Below are 1,838 nucleotides of genomic sequence, written 5' to 3' on the forward strand. Positions count from 1 at the left end.
CGCCGGCGCCGCACCCGCCGACCCCGCACCGGCCGCCCCCGCACCGGCAGCCCCCGCACCGGCCGCGGCCGCCGACCAGGTACCGGTGCGCACCCTGCTCGCCGAGCCCCTGCTGCGCGGCAGCCTGGTCGCCGGGGCGTCCGGGCTCGACCGCGGCGTCGGCTGGTGCCTGCCGCTGTCGGAGACCCGCACCGACCCGGGCGCCGCCCCCGGCCCCGACCTCGCCGGGGTCGCCGTCCACCTGCCGGTGACCGCGCTCGCCCCGCCGGACGAGGCGGCGGCGGTGGTCGCCGGCCTGGTCCGCCGGGAGGCCGCCGCGCTGCTGGCCTGGCGCCCGCGCGGCGCCGACGCCGACCTCTCCGCCGCGGCCCGCGCCGCCGACGCGGCGGGCGTCCCGCTGCTGGCGCTGCCCGCCGAGGCCGACTACCGGGCGGTGAGCCGGCTCGTGGGGCAGAAGGCGCTCGCGCAGGCCGCGCACATCCTGGAGTACGGGACGCGGGTGCACCGCACGCTCGCCGAGGTCCTCGCGCACGGGCCGGGCATCCCGGCGATGGCGCACGCGATCGTCGGGCTGTCGCGCTGCTCGGTGCTGATCTGCGACGCGGAGGGCGAGCGGCTGGCGTGGGCGGAGACACCCGACGGCCCCGCCCCGGACCCGGACGCCGTGCAGGCCGCGCTCCCGGCGCCGCCCCCGCGCGGGCCGGACGCCGTCCTGGACGGGCACGCGCACGCCGCCGAGGCGGAGCTGGCCGTCGCGCCGGGCGTGACGCTGAACGCGCTGATCACGCCCGTGGTCGTCGGCGGCGAGCCGTTCGGGCGGCTGGTGATGGTCGAGCGGACGTGCCCGCCGGACCCGCACGACCTGGCGCAGCACCGCGTCGTCGCCGAGCACGGCGCGACGCTGATCGGGTCGGAGATGCTGCGGCAGCGGTCGGTGCGGGCCGCGGAGGAGCGGGCCCGCGGCGACTTCGTCGCGGCCCTCGTGCACGGCCGGTTCGCCGACCCGCACGAGCTGGGCGCGCGCGCCCGGCACCACGACTTCGACGTGGACGGCCACTACGCGGTGCACGTGGTGTCGGCGGCGGCGCTGCTGCCGGTCGGCCGTGACTACCTGCGCCGGACGGTCACCGCCACCCGCACCGCGCAGACGCTGGAGCCCGCGGGCTGCACGCTGACCGCCGCGATCGGCTCGACGATCGTGGTGATCCGGCAGGTGACGGCCGGGCCGGACCCGCTGAAGCAGCGCGCGGAGGCGGCCCGGTTCGCCGAGCGGCTGCACCGGGCGCTGCGGGCGCAGCTCGGCGATGACCTGCGGGTGACGCACGGGCGCCCCGGCGCCGGCGCGGCGGGCGTCGCGGCCGGCTACCACGAGGCGCGGCTCGCGATGGGCCTCGCCTGGCACACGTCGGCGGCGCCCGTCTGCGGCTACGACGACCTGCGCGTGTTCGCCGCGCTGAAGGACGTCGCGGGCAGCGCGGAGGCCAAGTCGTTCGCGCAGGAGACGCTCGCCCCGCTGCGCCGCGCGAACGGCGGCGACCTGGAGCAGATCGTGCTGGCGTACATCAGGACGTCCGGGAACCTGAACGCGGCGGCCCGCGAGCTCGGCATGCACCGCAACACGATGCTCTACAAGCTGGACCGCGCGTCGCGGGCGCTGCGGATGGACATCCGATCGGCGGATGCCCAGTTCATGTTCTGGCTGGCGCTGCACATCGACACGCTGACGACGGTCACCGGCAGCCTCGCCGACGAGATGGCCCCGCCCGCCGCCGCCCCCCGCTGACCGGCCGACGCTGACCGAACGGCGCCGACCTGCGGCGAGTCGTCGTCATGGCGGA

Annotated in this window: 1 protein-coding gene; it reads left to right on the forward strand. The window is 78.6% G+C overall.

From position 1 onward, the window contains the following. The coding region (locus ABZ914_RS50825) for a PucR family transcriptional regulator (RefSeq protein WP_500201747.1) at positions 1-1,783 on the forward strand (1,783 nt) is incomplete at its 5' end. Between the last annotated feature and the right edge of the window lie 55 nt (positions 1,784-1,838).

Source organism: Spirillospora sp. NPDC046719, from assembly GCF_040645715.1.
GTDB lineage: Bacteria > Actinomycetota > Actinomycetes > Streptosporangiales > Streptosporangiaceae > Spirillospora.